Genomic DNA, 16,648 nt, shown 5'->3' with positions numbered 1-16,648 from the left:
CGATCATGAAAATGAAATTGCTTGACTACACCATCATGAGTTTGATGGCGGGATCGGCGGCTGGAGTCTGGGCTGCCGAAACCACAACACCGGCGGCGACGAGTGCAGCTGCCACTACTGCAACGACTACTGCTCCTCAAACAGAAGCAGCTAACGTAAGCGCTGTATGCGCTGCAGGTCAATCGGGTCAATGTGATGCCGATGGCCAGATGCTGTTCCGACTGAACTCGCAAAGCTACGACCAGCCTTTGACAAAGGGCACCAGCCGCCAGTCCAACTCGCAAGCGCTGGCACCGGATCGCCGTGTCTCCATCGGGCTCAAAGCCCCGGGCAAGGCCGATGTACGCGGGCGCTTCTCCTTCTCGCTGCCCGATGGTGGCGTGATCTGGGCCACCGAAGACCCGACACTGGGTCAGGCTGAGCTGACCGCTTCCGGCCCCACCTTGGTGCCGCTGGACATGGGCCGCATCACCAAGCCTGTCAACTTCTACGTGCGCAGCAACTACCCGGACTTCATCGAGCGCATGGAGCTGCTGGTCTTCAGGGCCAGCGACACCGACTTTGTGAAGCCCGTGGCCACCGTGCCCCTCAAGGTGGGGGCGGTTGTCTCCACCGAATGGGATGGCCAGCTGTCTGGCGACTACCGTTACCGTGTGGGGGATCAACTCATCTACATCGTGCGGGCCTATGGCAAGCCCAATGGGGAAGGCAAGAGCGCTCAGTTCGACGAAACCTACCCCAGCAAATTCCAGCTGGTCACGCCCGAAGACGAGCAGCGTGCCAACACCTTGCTGCGTGACAACCTGGAAAAGTCCATGAACGGCTCGCTGTCCCTGCAGCAAGCGCTCAAGCAAAGCCTGATCAACAGCGCCTTTGCCGGCAATGGTCTGCGCCTGCAGAACATTCCGTTCTATGGCTCCAGAGTCCGTGTTCAGGGTCGCAACATCCCCGAAGGCACCACGCTCAACATCAACGGCCAGAGCTACCCCGTGGACATGGAAGGCAAGTTTGTTGCCGAGTACATGATGCCCGTGGGCCAGCATGTGTTTGATGTAGTCGTGGATGGCCGCTCTGGCAAGGTCGAGCGCAAGCTGGGTGTGGATGTCAGCGGTGAATACTTCTTTGGCGTGGCCCTGGCTGATGTGACTTTGCAAGGCAACAGTCTCAGTGGCTCGCATGAAGGCTTTATGCAAGAGGGCAGAGACAAAGACCTGCTCACCGATGCACGCCTGGCTTTCTACCTTAAGACCAAGCTCCAGTCCAAGTACCTGGTGACGGCGCAGGCAGACACCACCGAGCGCCCCATCGGCAGCCTCTTTAACGGCTTCACCGACACCTACGCCAAAGACGTCTTCCGCCGCCTCGACCCCGACCAGTACTACCTGACTTACGGTGACGACTCCACCACCACGCGGGACGTCGACACGCAAGGCCGCATGTACCTGCGTGCCGATTGGGACAAGAATCAGGCCCTGTGGGGCAATTACGCTACGGGCCTGACCGGCACGGAGTTTGCGCAATACCAGCGCTCGCTTTACGGCGCCGCCGCCAACCTGCGCAGCAATGAAACCACGCAACTGGGCGAAGCCAAGTCCCAGCTGCGCGTGTTTGCCTCTGACAGCAACACCGCCCACGGCCACACCGAGCTGCTGGGCACCGGCGGTAGCCTCTACTACCTGCGCCACACCGATATCCTGCCCGGCTCGGATATCGTCATGCTCGAAGTGCGTGACCGTGCTACCGGTCGCACCATCAGCAGCCAGCAACTGGTGCGGGGCGCTGATTATGAAGTGGATTCCTATCAGGGCCGCATCATCACCCGCCGCCCGCTGGCCCAGATTGCCAGTGAAAGCAATAACTCCATCACCCGTGATGCGCCGCTGTCCGGCTACGAGCAGCGCCTGCTGGTCGACTACGAATACGCCCCCAGCGACCTGCGCAAGAACATGACCGTGGGTGGCCGTGGCAAGCAATGGATTGGCGAACATGTGGCCGTGGGCGGCACCTACGTTGATGAGCAAAACGATGGCGACGACTACAAGCTCAAGAGCGTCGACGTGACCCTGCAGGCTGGCCGTGGCACCTACCTCAAGGTCGAGCGCAGCCACAGCGAATCCACCAGCGTGCCCGTCTTCTTCTCGGACAACGGTGGTCTGAGCTTTACTCGCCTGAACCCGGTCGCCGCTCGCAAGGGCGATGCGACCTCCGTCGAAGCCCGCGTCAACCTGCAAGAGCAGGGCATAACCCAAAGCGCCTGGAGCACCGGTGCCTGGTGGCGCAAGGTCGATGCAGGCTTCTCCACCGCCCGTACTGACTACCTGGGCCGGGACGTCACCGAATACGGCGCCGAGCTGCTGGGCGAGCTGCGCCCTGACATGACCCTCTACGCCAAGCACAGCCGTGCCGAGCGTGGCGGTGAATCGCTCACGCAAACCCAGGTCACCAGCGAGTGGCGCATGGACGACAAACGTGCGCTCACCGCCGAAGTGCGCCGTGTGGATGAAGACCGCTACACCGGCCAAGGCATTGGCACGCTGGCCGCTCTCAAATACAGCCAGCGCATGACACCGTCGCTTGAGCTGTACGGTATTGGTCAAACCACGCTCGATAACGACGGCGGAAAATACCGCAACAACGATGCGTTGACCGCTGGTGCCCGCTACCTGTTCGGCAACCAGTCTTCCGTCAGCGGTGAAGCAACGCACGGCAGCCGGGGCAATGCCCTGACCCTGAGCGGCGAATACAAGCTCACGCCAGAGCACAGCTTCTACGGCGGCTACACCGTATCCACCGACACCACCCAGTACGACAGCCTGTTTAACAACGGCAAGCGCCCCGGTCTGACGCTGGGCCAGCGCTGGCGCCTGAGTCAGCGCACCAACATCTTCAACGAAAGCCAGTACCTGAAGGATCCGCGTACCGGAAGCGGCCTGGCCCATACCTTTGGTATGGACTTCTATCCCGGCCAGAACTGGCGTCTGGGTTACACCCTGCAGCACGGTGATCTGACGGCTACCACCGGCAACGTGAGTCGTGATGCGATCAGCCTCTACGGCGGTCGCACCAACGTGCGCACCAACTGGAGCAGCAAGGTCGAATGGCGCCGTGACTCCGGAGCAGAAAACCGCACCCAATGGGTGCTGACCAACTACCTCACCCACAAGATTGACAACAGCTGGCGTATCGCGGGCAAGCTCAACTACTCTGAAACCAAGGACAAAAACAATGCCGAAGCCGGTGCCAAGCTCGTCGAAAGCAGCCTGGGCTTTGCCTACCGTCCTTGGGACAGCTCCCGCTGGGGTGTCTTCGGTCGCTACACCTACCTCTATGACATGAGCTCGCTGGGCCAGGTCGGCTGGGACGGCACCAGCAGCACCTCGTCCGCTTACTACGACCAGCAGTCGCACATCGCTTCGCTGGAAGGCGTGTACCGCTGGAGCCATAAGTGGGAGTTCGCCGTCAAGCTCGCCCGCCGTGAAGGCAAGGCAAGATTCGGCCGAGGCACCGGTCAATGGTTTGATTCAGCGACCATCTTCGCGGCTGTGCAGGCTCGTTATGAAGTCATGAATCAGTGGCACGCGCTGGCCGAATACCGCTGGCTGGGCGTCAAAGACGGTGGCGACAAAAACGGCTGGCTGGTTGGCGTGGACCGTGACTTGACCAAGAACCTGCGCATTGGTGTGGGCTACAACTTTACGCAGTTCAAGGGCGACCTGACCAAGGTGGATGACTACCGGGCCAAGGGCTGGTATTTGAATATGGTGGGCTACTACTAAGATCCGTTAACACGACCCTTGATACGTCGTTGCTTCGCCTTGTCGTACCTGTTGTACTGCCTGCGGCTTCGCGCCTCGTCTCAACCGTAAACCTTCGGTTTACTGGGTTGTGTTAACGACTCTGAGCCCAGTAGAGGGCAACCAACGAAAAGCCCCGGCAGCGCAAGCTGCAGGGGCTTTTAAAATATTAAATCAGGCTTTAGCGCTTATGTATCAAGCGCAATCAGCTATCAAATCAATATCAAAGGCTTTCAATGCTTTTGCTCACAAAGGTCGGGCCTGTGGTGCCAGGCACCCAGCCGGGATAGGTTTCCATGATCTCGGCAAACAGGGCCGAGTCAATCCAGCGTTGCAGCCAGTCCTGCAGATGCGGCCAGGGCTGCTCGTTCCACTGTGCCTCATCAATGCGGGCGTACTGGCGCACAAAGGGGCGCAGTGCCATGTCTGCCAGACTGGGGTGCAGGCCAAACAGGTAGCCGGTTTCTTCCAGCTGGTCGTTCAAATCCGCCAGCCAGGTCAGCGCGTCGGCCTGCGCCTGATTCACGGCTTCGGCGCTGTGGCGTTCGGGGTATTTGCAGCGGTCCAGAGCCTGCTTGAAGAAGACGTCGTTGCGCTCGATCAGGGCTTGCATGCCTTCAAGACTGCCTTGCGTGGGCTGCAGCCATCCGTCGGGGTCGTTGCTGCGCAGGGCGTGCAGCATGACGTCCAGACTTTGCTCTATCACTTGACCATCTTGGAGCACCAGTACCGGCACCGTGCCCTTGGGTGATACATCCAGCAGCGCCTGAGGTTTGTTGCGTAGATTGATTTCACGCAGCTCGCAGGCCAGACCCGCATGGGCCAGCGCCAGACGGGCGCGAATGGCGTAAGGGCAGCGGCGGAAGGAGTACAGAACGGGCAGGGTGGAGGCGGCAGTCAAGGCAGGTGGTCAGATGTAAATGGGTAAAACAAAAGCGCCGTGGCGCTTAGAGCGGCGAATACAAGCCTTGATACGTCGTTGCTTCGCCTTGTCGTACTTCTGTACTGTCTGCGGCTTCGCGCCTCGTCTCAAACGTAAACCTTCGGTTTACTGGGTAGTGTTAGCCGCTCTTACTGGATGGCTACTGTAACTGCTCACCTGAAGCCATGCAGCGGTGTCCGGCATGCTTTGTTTGAAATGCTCTTGAATTGATAGCTGCTTTCGCTTGATGAATAAGGGGCTTGAAGGTATCTGGCTTAAACATTTTCAGAATCCGCTTGCAGCTGCGCAATCAGCCACTGGCGAAAGATCTGCAGTGCGCCGCTGGCCGGGCGCGACTTGAGATGGGTCAGCCAGTAGGCGCCGGTATCGACCTCATGCGCAAATGGCCGTACCAGCCGCCCTTGCTGCAGCATGTGCTCGAACATGCGCGTGGGCAGCAGGGCAACACCTGCGCCTTGCGCAGCAGCTTCGGCCAGTGTCAGCGATGAATCAAACATGGCGCCGCGTGCCAGTGGTGCGGTTTGCTCAAGCCCGGCAAACCAGCCTTCCCATTCCTGACTGCGATAGGAGCGCAGCAAACTCTGGCGGGCCAGATCGGCTGGCTCGCGCAGTTGCTGGGCCAGCGCTGGCGTGCACATGGGCGAGAGCGGGGCGCGCAGCAGCATCTGCGCATGGGTGCCGTGCCAGGCACCATCGCCAAAGCGCACTGCGGCGTCCAGCCCTTCGCCGGCCAGATCAACGCGATTGTTATTTGTCAGCAGGCGCAGGTCGATATGTGGCTGCAGTTGCTGGAACTGGCTCAGTCGCGGAATCAGCCAGCCAATGGCAAAAGTGCCGACCACGCCCACAGTCAGAATCTCGCGCGGCCGCGGCTCGGCCACTTGCTGCAGCGACTGCTGTATGCGCTCAAAACTTTGCGCCACCACGGGCCACAGGGCTTGCCCTTCATCGGTCAAGGCCAGCCCGCGTGGCAGTCGCCTGAAGAGCGGCTTGCCCAGCCGCTCTTCCAGGTTGCGGATGTGCTGGCTGACGGCAGCCTGAGTCACATGCAGCTCCTGAGCGGCGCGGGTCAGGCTCAGGTGGCGGGCAGCGGCATCAAACATGCGCAAGGCGTTCAGAGGCAGTTGCATACAAGAGGTTATATAAAAGTTTTTTTAATGGCTTACGTCAATTATTACTGCTGGTTCATACAAAGTGTCCGCTATATGCTTTCAATCATGACCATGAAGCAAAAGAGGAACTTATGCAACGACGCAGCGTGCTGACAACAGGACTGGCCTTGGGTCTGAGCACCTGGGGTCTGTCGGGCTGTGCCTTTGTCGCCAGGCAGCAGGCGGCTGCGGCAAAGGTCTTGAGTGACGAACTGGCCGCGCTGGAGGTACAGGCGCAGGGTCGACTGGGTTTGTATGCGCTGGACACCAGCAGCGGTGCGGCTGCGGGCTGGCGTAGCGATGAGCGCTTTGCCATGTGCAGCACTTTCAAGACCTTGCTGGCCGCGCGCGTGCTGTCGCTGGCGCAAAGCGGTGAGATCAGGCTGTGGCACAAGCGGTATTACGCAACCGCTGAAGTCGTTGCATGGTCGCCCGTATCTGCCAAGTATGCGGGTGCCAATGGCGGCATGACGGTGCTGGACTTGTGCGAAGCTGCGGTGGTCGTCAGCGACAACACGGCAGCCAATGTGCTGCTGGAGGCGACGGGTGGCCCGGCGGCGCTGACGCAATGGCTGCGCAGTCTGGGCGACAGCATCACGCGTCTGGATCGCAACGAACCCACACTGAACACCGCATTGCCAGGCGACGAGCGCGACACCACCACGCCTGAGGCCATGCTGCTGAGCCTGCAAAAAATCTTGCTCGCAGATGTGCTGGATGGTTCATCCCGCGCGCTGCTGCATCAATGGCTGCTGGATAGCCGCACCGGCGACAAGCGCGTGCGCTCAGGCCTGCCCGAGGAATGGACGATTGGCGGCAAGACGGGCAGCGGAGACAACGGCACCTCTTGCGACACCCTCATTGCCTGGCCTACCCAGCAGTCGGCGCCAGTACTGGTAACGGCTTATCTGACCGGTAGCAAGCTCGACCTGGCTGGGCGTGAGGCGGTGCTGGCCAAGGCGGGTGAAGCGCTCAAGCGCTGGTATTACGCGAGCTAAATTGCCGCTGGATGATTGGGTAGGACGTCGGTGGCGCTGGCATTGCGTGAACTTGTCTGCTCCGTTCCTCACCCGCAAGACCCCACATAGCCGCATGCCGTGCAGAAGTTGCAGCCATCTTTTTTGATCATGGCGTGCGCGCCGCAGTCGGGGCATTTTTTGCCGATGACGGGGGCTGTTATCTCCGGCTCGGGTGCTGATGCGGGCGTGGCAGCCGTACTGGGCGCTGGCTGGGGCAGACCCCGGTTGGCGATGATGCTTTGAATGGCATAGGCCAGAAGGGCCACTTCGCTGTCATGCCACAGCGGAATGCGGCTGCCATCGTCGCGCAGCTTGCTGCCGTAGCGTACGGGGCCGCGATCCCAGGCGACTTTGCGCAGATCGTCCAGTGCTTTGTCCAAAAAACCGCCGCGCGCGGCCAGGCTCAGGCTGCGCATGGTAGCCGTAATCCATTGCTGGCTCTCGCCCGTCTGGCCCACGGGCATGAAAAATTCGATGGGGCGCTCCATGCCATCTACCACCATGAAGCTGACGACCAGATACAGCCGCCGCGCACCGTCGTGGGTGAAGTATTCGATCTTGTCGACCACGGCGTTGAGCGGACCTTCGGGGCGGCGCTCCACCACGGCGCCCATGCCGCTGTTGATTCCTGAATTGATAGCTGCTTGCGCTTGTCTAGATTGCGCTGCAGGCGTTTTTTCTTCAGATTCCAGTGACAGCACAGCACCCAGTGTGTCATTGGGGCGGTAGGTGGCACAGCCTTTGAGACCGGCCTCCCAGCATTCCATATAAAGATTTTTGAAGTCCTCAAAAGGATAGTCGGCGGGGATGTTGACGGTCTTGGAAATCGAGGTGTCGATAAAAGGCTGCACGCAGCGCATCATGGCCACATGCTCGCTGGCGCTCATCTCTAAAGCGCTGACAAAGTAGTCGGGCAGGGGGGCATCGTCGCCATGCATGGCCTTGTAGAGCCGGTATGCATGGTCTTGCACGGTGTAGAACTGCTCGCCACCATCGGCCGTGCGCTTTTTGCGGGTATAGGTCCACGAGAATGCGGGCTCTACTCCGTTTGATGCATTGTCGGCAAAGGCCAGCGATACCGTACCCGTGGGTGCGATGGACAGCAGGTGGCTGTTGCGCAGGCCATGCTTTTTGATGGCGGCGCGCAGGTCTTTGGGCAGGCGTTTGGCAAAGCCGCTTTTCAGATACTGCCTGGCGTTAAACAGCGGGAAGCTCCCTTTTTCCTGCGCCAGTTCCACCGAGGCTTCATAGGCCGCGTCGCGCATGGCGCGGGCGATGGTCTCCGCTTGCTTGAGTCCTTCGTCGCTGGCATAGCGCAGGCCCAGCAAGATCAGCGTATCGCCCAGCCCCGTAAAGCCCACGCCGATGCGGCGTTTTTGCTGGGCTTCGCGCTGCTGCTCTGGCAGGGGCCAGACAGTGGCATCCAGCACGTTATCCAGCATGCGCACCTGTATGGCGACAGCGGCGCGGAAGGCAGCGAGGTCGAAATGCGCTTGCGGCGTGAATGGCTCGCGCACAAAGCGGGTGAGAATGATGGGCCCCAGATCACAGCAGCCGTAGGGCGGCAGCGGCTGCTCGCCGCAGGGATTGGTGGCAGCGATCTGCTCGGCGTACCAGAGGTTGTTGTCGGCGTTGATGTTGTCGAGAAAGAGAATGCCCGGCTCGGCAAAGTCATAGGCCGACTGCATGATGGCGTTCCACAACTCGCGTGCGGGCGTGCTGCGATAGACCCAGAGACCATCGCTGCGCAAATGTGCGCCAGCCTTTATTTGTGCATCGCTGGGGCTGGCGGTGTGCACCAACTCCCATGTCGCATCGTCTTTGACGGCCTGCATAAAGGCGCTGCTCACACCCACCGAGACATTGAAATTGTTCCAGCGGCCTTTTTGCCGCTTGGCGGTAATGAACTCCAGCACATCAGGGTGGTCAATGCGCAGCACGCCCATCTGTGCGCCGCGCCGCGCACCGGCGGATTCGACCGTGGTGCAAGATGCATCAAACACATCAATAAAGGAGCAAGGCCCCGACGCGTAGGAGTTGGTGCCCCGCACCAGTGCGCCGCGCGGGCGCAGGTTGGAAAAGTCATAGCCCACACCGCCGCCGCGCCGCATGGTCTCGGCAGCCTGCGAAAGCGCGGTGTAAATGCCGGGATTGCCCTGTGTGTCAAAGCCGTTGGTGGCATCTGCCACTGGCTGCACAAAGCAGTTGATCAGCGTGGCCTTGGTATCCAGTCCTGCCGCCGCCATGATGCGCCCCGCACCAATCGCGCCGCGCTGCAGGTTGTCCAGAAACTGCTGCTGCCAGTGGGCCTGAAGCTTTGGCTTTTCAACCGCCGCCAGCGCCCGTGCCACGCGGGCGAACAGGTCTTGCTCGGTTTGTTCGCCGGTGGCCAGGTATTTTTCGGCCAGCACGTCCTGGCTAATGGCTTGTGGAGGAAGGGGGGTCATGGCGTCTCTCTTGCTCAAGTCAGATAAGCCTTTGTACCCAGTTGGCATCCAAATGCTGTGACGCAACGCAACAAAGGCACAGTGGTGATTTTGAAGAGGCCCAAAATACGCGTAAGAAAAATAGCAAACCTGCCTGAAAAACTGTGCTGAGCGCGCCTTTGATACCTTTGGCGAGGATTTTTAGGAGCTATCCGCTACCAACTTCGTTTTACGCCCAGAATGGCTTGCACTCCCGTCTTGACCCGTGTATCACCGCCGTTGGCCCATAGCTTGTTGAGTTCGGCATACACACTGGTCATGGGGTTCAGCTTCAAGGTGCCGCCTAGCGCGAGCTCGGTGCTGGTGTAGCCGCCTTGGGCCGGGATGGCGGTGGTGGTTGACGAGGTCATAAAACTGGCCACATCGGTGGCGCGACCGGCGTGGAAGAGATTGACCCGCACCGAAGGCTGGAACACACCAATGGAAGTCGGGAAGCGGCCTTTGATGCGAGCCCCCAGGCGCAAAAGCCAGTCATTGTCTGAGCGGATGCCGACCCAGGTCGTCCCCAAAGTTGTGTTGGCCAGGGACATGCTGCGGTAAATCAGCTGCGCTTGCGGCTCAATCTGCCAGCCGCCGTGCAAGGGCAGAGGCTGACCGACCTCCAGCGATGCCAGCCAGCCATGACCCTTGGTCAGCGCTCTGGCATTGCTGCGGGTGTAGAGCTCGCTTCGGTAGTCGGCAGCCTGCAGCACCGCATCCAGATAGAAATTCTGTGCATTCTGGTAGCTGCCATATACGCCGATGTAGCGATTGCGAAGACTGTTGAAGCCCACGTCCTGGCCTTGTTGCCCGCCGGAAAATCCTCGAACCTGCACATCTCCGCTCAGTTGCCCCACATACAGGCCTGTTTTCCAGTCGCCATTCGCCCAGACATCCAGACCCGCCTGAAAGCCCGTCAGCATGGCCCGACTTCGCGCGCTCACCAATCCCGGCTGGCTGATGCGTGGCTCGCTTCGGATCAGCCGTCCCCAGGTCTGGCGAGTTTGGCTGCCCTCACTGCCCTCGTTGATATCGTCGCCAATCCGCTGCTGCCGGCTGCCCACCATAGTCAAATCGGTTTGTCGCAACTGCGACGGTAACGAGCTGATCAACGAAGCCTCCGCTCGATAGGAGGTGTCGATACCGTTGATGCTTGAATGCAGCGAGGCCCCAGAGGCATCGCTTTTCAGTCGGTACTCAAATGCACCGGTATCCACCTGTCCACCGGCGAGCGTAAAAGCGCCCGGGTTCAGGCTGGCGCCGTTTTCAGTGCCGACCACCACGATGCCCTTGGCATCGGTTTTTGCACCCAGACCTCCTGCATTGCTCACGACAAGTGTGGTGTTGCCACTCGCCACGGCATTGCTGCCGCTGAGCAGCAGCATATCGCTGGCGCTGCCCGGACCTTGCAGCTTGGCAGACAGGCTCAGCGCACCGCTATTCCCCGTATAAGGGCCGGTGACCTTGAGCACCGTGCCCGGCCTGCTGCTGTTCGGGTCGCTGAGCATCACCAGGCCGCTGTTGTTCAAGGCGGCAATGCTTTGGCTGCGGCCTGCAATATCCAGCACCGCACCGGCCGCCACAGTATGGGCCGAGGCCTGGCTCAGCACATTGGCGGCGCCCGCCAGCAGCCGTCCCTGTACCACTTCGGTGGTCCCGCTGTAAGTGTTGCCCACATGATCCAAACGCAGCGTTCCCAGACCCTGCTTGACCAGGCCTCCTCTGCCCACGATAGGCCCCGTCATGCCCAGTTCGGTATTGCTTGCGACCTGTACGCGCCCAGCTGTTGTGCTCAAGGTAATGGTACGGCCAGTATCAAAGCTGGAGGTCGTGGCCAGCGTTCCGCCGTTCAGTTCGATGCCGCCCGAAGCGGCACCCAGATTGGCATCGCTGGACACGGACAGCACACCGCTGTCGATTTTGCTGCCGCCAGAGTAGGTGTTGCGTCCTCCCAGCACCAAGGTGCCCATATCGGTTTTCACCAGCTGGCTGGCACCGGTCAGAGGTGCGGTGATGGTGGCGCTCATGCCTGCGCCTGCGGCCGTTCCATCGCCAACCCGCAGCATGGTCATCCCATTCTCACCTTGCAAATCGATGCTGTCGCCGTCGATCCGGTAACCGTTGCTGGCAAACTGCGCGCCCAGAATGCGAATGGGGCCCGCCGAGCGGTCCACGGTCACGGTTCCTGCGGTGCCCTGAAAGATGACAAAGCCCGGGTTGGGCTGGTAAGGCCCATTGAGCGCGCCGTCTACTTCCGTCCAGCTCTCACCATCGGCGCGCCAGGCCCCCGAGCCCCCGTCAATCACGCCGTTGTCATCCAGCGCCGTATTGCCGCCATCCCAGGCGCGCAGCGTGGCACCCAAGGCCGATACCACGTTGATCTGTCCTTTTGCCTCGGTCTGAATATGCAACTCACCGGCGGGGATTCCCGTAGGGCTGGTCGAGATCTGCAGACCCTTGTCCGTCAGCGCACCGCCATAGTCAAACAAGCGATAGATTCCGCGACCAAAGCCGCCGATATCACTGACGTGCAGATTGCCGTCGAGCACCAGATCACCGCCAACGCGAAACAGCACTGTGCTGCCAGGGGCGCCAAAGGCAGCATTGATATCGCTTGCGCCGTCCAGGCTCAGATTGCCCACCACCGTCAACGTCTGGCCCTGTACGCCAGACAGCACGCCACCGTTGGAAAACTGGACTGAACCATTGACCGTACCCGCCCCGGTCAGCATCCCGGTTTGCTCCACGCTGACCGGCCCAGCGAAACTCCCGTTCACCTGCAACTGCCCTGCGGTGACAAAGGCCGTCCCACCCAGCCGCTGATCCACGATCAGCGTGCCGCCTTGAACAAGGGTCTGGCCCAGGAAGCCAGGGCTGTCGCCGGTCAGACGTGTCACGCCGGCATAGTGATTGATCTGGTGAGAGCCGGCAGTGGCGGAGGAAAGGGCTGCAGCAAAGGCATAGGCGCTGCCCGTGTGATTGAAGTTCAGCGTGCCCGAGCCTTCACCAAAGCGCAGCTGCGCTGCCTCCAGCGTGCCAGGGGCCACTGCATCGCTTGGGTTGTTAGATGCGGCGCCTATATAAATCGCTCCCGATGCCGTGCTGTAGGTTGCGAGATCGACCCCTGTGCCAGAAACGGATAGCCGTCCCCCGTCTCTGAGCTGCAAGCTTGCGGCACCTGCTACGCCCACCGATAAAGCCGCACTTTCCCAAAGTGCACCACTGCCAGAAACCAAGCCAGTTCCCCGGCTTCCTTCAAAACTACCCATATAGTTCGTGTCGCTGCGCACCAGGCCGCCATCCTTGACTGACAACTCGCCAAAGCCGCTGTCCCCAATCGTGATGTCAAAGGCATTGAGCCAGGCCGAACCCGCGCCCGACACGGCCACCGTGCCGCGACCGCTTGAAAGGCCCAGGCTGGTGAAGTTGCTGCTGACCACACCGCCGTTCTGTATGTTCAACAGCCCCGATCCTGAAACGCCGATGAAAAAATTGGAGCGAATGTCCCAGCGCGAACCGGCACCGGAAACCAGAACCTCGCCGCTGCCGCTGTCCCAATCGCCCAAAGTACCGTCGCGGCTGACCACCTGGGCATGGTCCAGAATGCTGAGCCTGCCGGTGCCGCGCTCACCTACGGTCAATCCGCCCGCGCTATTCCAGCTCGAATCCTTGCCGGTGACGGTCACCGTGCCATTGCTGCCGGGCTGCTCGCCGATATGGCCATTGGCACCCTTGACCGCGGCACCATCCCGGATCGTCAGCGTACCCGTGCCTGTCTTTCCCACGGACAGGCTGCCGCCAATATTCCACTCCGTCCCCGGAGGTGCGGGCGGAAACGGATCGACATCGCCCGATGCCTCGATCGCTTGCGCCTGCACCAGTTGCAAAGGCCCGCCGAACAGCAAAGCCGTTATCAGTGCCACGGGCCACGTCTGTGCACGAGGACATAGACACAAAGCACCTGGAAAAACAACTTTCAGCGTCATATCCATATCCTTGTGTTTGCTTGATTGCAGGGGCGATGGAGACTGTTGGCTTGAGGTCAGGGTGGTCAGTTGCCTCGGTTGCGGCAAGCGTCCCCTCAGCGCTTCGCTTGAGCCTACATCGTGGGCCTATTCCCTATCGATGTCGACCCGATGTCAACACCATTGCTCCAATCGCCATTGAAATCGACTTTGGTGCGGCATGTTGCTCTGAGCACAAAGCAATTGATTCACGCAAAAAAGCCGGCATTCGTGCCGGCTTTTTATGGGTTGAGCTTTGTAGGGGGCTGTCCGAAGCAGTTATTAAAAAACTGCAAGCCAGTCACCCCTGGGTCCAAGCTGCTGTTTACAGCTTTTTGACCAGGACCTGGCTCTTGCGGCTCCAGTTGTATTTGGCTTTGCGGGCTTCGGGCAGCCATTCGGGATCCACGGGCTGAAAGCCGCGCTTGATGAACCAGTGCATGGTGCGCGTGGTCAGTACGAACATGGTGTCGCAACCCAGGGCGCGGGCGCGTTGTTCGATGCGCTTGAGCAGCTTTTCGCCGTCGCCCGTGCCCTGGCTTTTGGGTGATACGGTGACGGCGGCCATTTCTGCGGTTTTGGATTCGAGATAGGGGTGCAGGGCTGCGCAGCCGAAGATCACTCCGTCATGCTCAATGATGGTGTAGCTGGCGATGTCGCTCTCGATTTCGGTGCGGTCCCGCTTGACCAGTGTGCCGTCGCGCTCGAAGGGCTCGATCAGCTGAATGATGCCGCCCACATCGTCAATCGTGGCCTCGCGCAGCTCTTCGAGCTTTTCGTCGATGACCATGGTGCCGATGCCGTCGTGCACATAAATTTCCAGCAGCAGCGCGCCATCGGTGGAAAACGGCAGGATGTGGCTGCGTTCCACGCCATGCTCGCAGGCGTGCACGCAGTGCTGCAGGTAAAAGCCGACGTCGGTGGGTTCTTGTGCCGGGGGCAGCTTGGCCAGCATGCGGCGGGCGGCGTCCAGCGGCAGCTCGGTGTCGATGGGGTTGTTTTCATCGATGGCGCCGGTGGGGTCCATGCGGATGCCTGGCACCTCGGTCAAAAACAAGAGCTTGTCGGCCTTGAGTTCGATGGCCACGCGGGTGGCGACTTCTTCCATGCTGAGGTTGAAGGCTTCTCCGGTGGGTGAGAAGCCAAAGGGCGACACCAGCACCATGGCTTCAGAGTTCAGCGCGTTGCGAATGCCTTCCACATCGACCTTGCGAACCAGGCCGGAGTGCATGAAGTCCACGCCATCCACAATGCCCACGGGGCGGGCGGTCAGGAAGTTGCCAGAGATGACGCGCACACGTGCGCCGGCCATGGGGGTGTTGGGCAGGCCCTGGCTGAAGGCCGCTTCAATCTCGTAGCGCAACTGGCCTGCGGCTTCTTGCGCGCAGTCGAGAGCGATGGAGTCGGTCACGCGCATGCCGTTGTAGTAGCGCGGTTCCTGGCCCTTGAGGCGCAGCTGCTCGTTCACTTGAGGACGAAAGCCGTGCACCAGCACTATTTTGACGCCCATGGCCTGGATCATGGCCAGATCTTGAACGATGGAGCTGAGCTTGCCTGCATCAATGGCTTCACCGGTCAGGCCCACCACAAAGGTCTGGTGTCGGAACTTGTGGATATAGGGGGCCACAGACCGGAACCAGGGGACAAAGGTGAAGTTGAAGACGGTGGACATGGCGGTGCGCGAAAACCTCGAAAAGGGTAAAAAAGGCCTGCGTTCCAATTATCGTGGTCACGCAGGCCTGCGGCGCAAAGTGTAGCGGCTACTTGCGGCTCTCGCCCGCTTGTGGCAAGGATTTGTGTGCGCAGATCGCGCAGTCTGTGGCGTGGAGCAAGTCGTACTTTCAAAAACGTAGCGGCTTACGCTTGATGTGGGCTTTGTTGACGTCATTTAGTCTCTGAAATCATTGCAGATCAATCGCAAGCAGCTTTTATATTGATAGCAAGCGATGTAAGTCGAGTCGCTGACGGCACTGCAAGCGTTGCCGATGCAAGGGCACCGTTCGCTGTGAAAGGGCGAAAGCGGTGGGTCAAAGTGGTGGGCGGTGATTGCGCGCAGACGTGTCTCGTTGCGCGGTATTTTCCAGATTGGAAATACAGTCCTGGCCCTCATCATCAAGCACCAAGAGGCTGCGCGATGTATCTCCGCAGTGACGGAGTGCGCAGGGTGGAGGAGGCGATGTCTGGCGAGTCAGGCTATACACATGAAATCAGCTATGGATAATGTTCCTTGAAAAAGAGCGGGTCGGATGGCGTTTGCAGAGACCGGGCTGCCGTGGGAAAGCTGCAGGTGCTGCAATATTTTTGCGATCTGGTCCCGGATATCTCGTTGTTTTCTCCCCAGTATTCAAGCGAGCCTTTAGCCATTCATGAATTCCAGCTGCTTTCCCTTGACCTTGAGCCTGCTGATGGCGGCATTGCCGACCCTGGTGCAGGCACAGACAGTTCCAGCGGCCCCTTTCCTGAGCTTTGAGCAGGCCAGGGCCGCTTTGTTGGAGCGTTCGGATCAACTGGCAGCTTCTTCCAAGGCCGTGGACAGCGCACGTTTGCGCCGCGAAGGCATGGAGGGGTTGGGTGGACCCTCGGTCTCCGTCATCGGCATGGCCTACCGTTATTCGGTCAATGTCGATCTGGATCTCGACCCCGCAAGGCGAGCGTTGGGCAACGGCATTGCATCTCTGCCGCCGCAACTGGGTGGAGCCCTGGGGCAATTGCCCAGCCTGCCGTCCAACTACAACCTGCAGCGCAAGAGCAATGTGGCCTCGGCCGGTCTGGCCGCCGTCTGGCCTCTCTATATCGGGGGGCTTGGCAATGCCTTGCGCAGCGAGCTCGATGCCATGACCGACGAGGCGGTGGCCGATGCGGCCAGCAGTGCGGATCAGCTCCAGACCCTGCTGGTACAGCGCTACTTCACGACCCAGCTGGCCGAACGGGCTGCGACCCTGCGCCAGCGCGCGCTGGAAGGCGTGCTTGCCCATGATGACGCGGCCCAGCGCATGCTCAAGGCCGGGGTCATCGCCCAGGTCGAGCGATTGCAAGCCAGCGCGGCTCTGGCCGACGCACAGCAACAGTCGCGCAAGGCCGATGACGATGCGCGGCTGGCCCGCAGTGCGTTGCTGCGCACCGTGCATGCCAATGGCGCTGTGCGCCCCAGCTCGCCACTGTTTGTCAGCAGCGAAGCTTTGCCGCCGCTGCAGCAGTTTCTGGACTCGGCCCAGATTCGTCACCCCGGCCTGAGCAAGGTCGCGGCCAAGCGCCGCCAGGCCGAATCCCTG

8 protein-coding genes are annotated in these 16,648 nt (G+C 60.5%); 3 read left to right on the top strand and 5 right to left on the bottom strand.

What is annotated here, in order from left to right; all coding sequences use genetic code 11:
- Positions 1–5: 5 nt before the first annotated feature.
- The gene (locus tag RSF91_RS07445) at positions 6–3,776 is read left to right on the top strand and encodes a hypothetical protein (RefSeq protein WP_332567821.1); all 3,771 of its coding nucleotides are present in this window, start codon (positions 6–8) and stop codon (positions 3,774–3,776) included.
- Between the two features lie 241 nt (positions 3,777–4,017).
- Here the strand turns inward: RSF91_RS07445 and RSF91_RS07440 are convergent, their stop codons facing one another.
- Both RSF91_RS07440 and RSF91_RS07435 read right to left on the bottom strand, forming a co-directional pair.
- Positions 4,018–4,695, bottom strand: a complete 678-nt coding sequence (locus RSF91_RS07440; protein WP_332567820.1) for a glutathione S-transferase — start codon at positions 4,693–4,695, stop codon at positions 4,018–4,020.
- 296 nt (positions 4,696–4,991) lie between these two features.
- Positions 4,992–5,867 carry a LysR family transcriptional regulator gene (locus RSF91_RS07435; protein WP_332567819.1) on the bottom strand — a complete coding sequence of 292 codons (876 nt, stop codon included), beginning with the start codon at positions 5,865–5,867 and terminating at the stop codon, positions 4,992–4,994.
- A 113-nt stretch (positions 5,868–5,980) separates the two neighbouring features.
- Between RSF91_RS07435 and bla the strand changes: the two genes are divergently transcribed.
- Complete coding sequence (gene bla, locus RSF91_RS07430; RefSeq protein ID WP_332567818.1) at positions 5,981–6,886, top strand: class A beta-lactamase; 906 nt, start codon at positions 5,981–5,983, stop codon at positions 6,884–6,886.
- A 68-nt stretch (positions 6,887–6,954) separates the two neighbouring features.
- Here the strand turns inward: bla and RSF91_RS07425 are convergent, their stop codons facing one another.
- The 3 genes from RSF91_RS07425 to argA form a co-directional block, all read right to left on the bottom strand.
- Positions 6,955–9,354, bottom strand: coding sequence for an adenosylcobalamin-dependent ribonucleoside-diphosphate reductase (locus RSF91_RS07425; RefSeq protein ID WP_332567817.1), 2,400 nt, complete (start codon positions 9,352–9,354; stop codon positions 6,955–6,957).
- A 194-nt stretch (positions 9,355–9,548) separates the two neighbouring features.
- On the bottom strand, positions 9,549–13,295 hold the full coding sequence (locus RSF91_RS07420) for an autotransporter domain-containing protein (protein ID WP_332567816.1): 3,747 nt from the start codon (positions 13,293–13,295) through the stop codon (positions 9,549–9,551).
- Positions 13,296–13,701: 406 nt separating this feature from the next.
- Entirely contained in the window at positions 13,702–15,048 is a 1,347-nt protein-coding gene (gene argA, locus RSF91_RS07415) for an amino-acid N-acetyltransferase (protein WP_332567815.1), read from the bottom strand.
- A 694-nt stretch (positions 15,049–15,742) separates the two neighbouring features.
- Between argA and RSF91_RS07410 the strand changes: the two genes are divergently transcribed.
- The coding region (locus RSF91_RS07410) for a TolC family protein (RefSeq protein WP_332567814.1) at positions 15,743–16,648 on the top strand (906 nt) is incomplete at its 3' end.

Origin of the sequence: Comamonas sp., from assembly GCF_036643215.1 — a bacterium.
GTDB lineage: Bacteria > Pseudomonadota > Gammaproteobacteria > Burkholderiales > Burkholderiaceae_C > Comamonas.
The sequence above is the reverse complement of the archived record's forward strand: the minus strand, read 5'-3'. Positions and strand labels throughout refer to the sequence as shown.